Source organism: Mesorhizobium sp. M2A.F.Ca.ET.067.02.1.1 (assembly GCF_004023285.1).
Taxonomy (GTDB): Bacteria; Pseudomonadota; Alphaproteobacteria; order Rhizobiales; family Rhizobiaceae; genus Mesorhizobium.
The window spans coordinates 1-783 of sequence record NZ_RZSB01001296.1; the positions used below are offsets into that span (position 1 = coordinate 1).

At 66.7% G+C, this 783-nt stretch carries 1 protein-coding gene; it reads right to left on the minus strand.

What is annotated here, in order from left to right; genetic code table 11:
- On the minus strand, positions 1 to 783 hold a 783-nt coding region (locus tag EOA28_RS37405; RefSeq protein WP_148671193.1), incomplete at both ends, for a PQQ-binding-like beta-propeller repeat protein.

A 783-nucleotide genomic window follows, 5' to 3' on the forward strand; every position in this document is an offset into this window, starting at 1 on the left:
GCTCCACAGCAGCGCGCCGGTCTCGACGTCGAAGGCGCGGATGACGCCCGACGGCTCCTCGGTCGAGTAATTGTCGTTGACCGCGCCGCCGACGATGATCTTGCCAGCGACGATCAGCGGCGCCGACGTCGAATAGTAATAGCCCGATTTCGGATAGGGCATGTTGGCCATCAGGTTCAGCGTGCCGCCCTCGGCGAAGGACGGGCACACCTGCCCGTTCGCCGCGTCGAGCGCGATCAGCCTGGCATCGGAGGTCGGCAGGTAGACGCGCTGCGCGCAGGGCTGGCCGGCGGCGATCTTGGCATCGGCATAATAGGACACGCCGCGGCAGGTCTGGTGCTGGCGGTTGTTGTCGAGCTTGATCTTGGGATCGTAGCGCCACTTTTCCTTGCCGCTCGCGGCATCGATGGCGATGGCGAAGTTGTGCGGCGTGCAGATGAAGAGCGCGTCGCCGACCTTCAGCGGCGTCACCTGATAGGTTGTTTCGCCGATATCGTCGGGGCCCTTCACGTCGCCGGTGCGATAGGTCCAGGCCGGCTGCAACTTGGCGACATTGTCGGGCGTGATCTGGTCGAGCGGCGAATAGCGCTGGCCGAACGGCGTGCGGCCGTAGAAATGCCACTCGCCGGCCGGCATGTCGCCGCCGAGATTGGCCGCCGCCGCCACCTTTTCGGTGCCGAGCGTGCCGGCGATGTCGTGCGGATCGGCGGTCATCGAATAACCGGCGACCGCCAACGAAGCGAGCACCGCCAGGATCAGCGGCGCGCGTCCGTCGGGACCGCG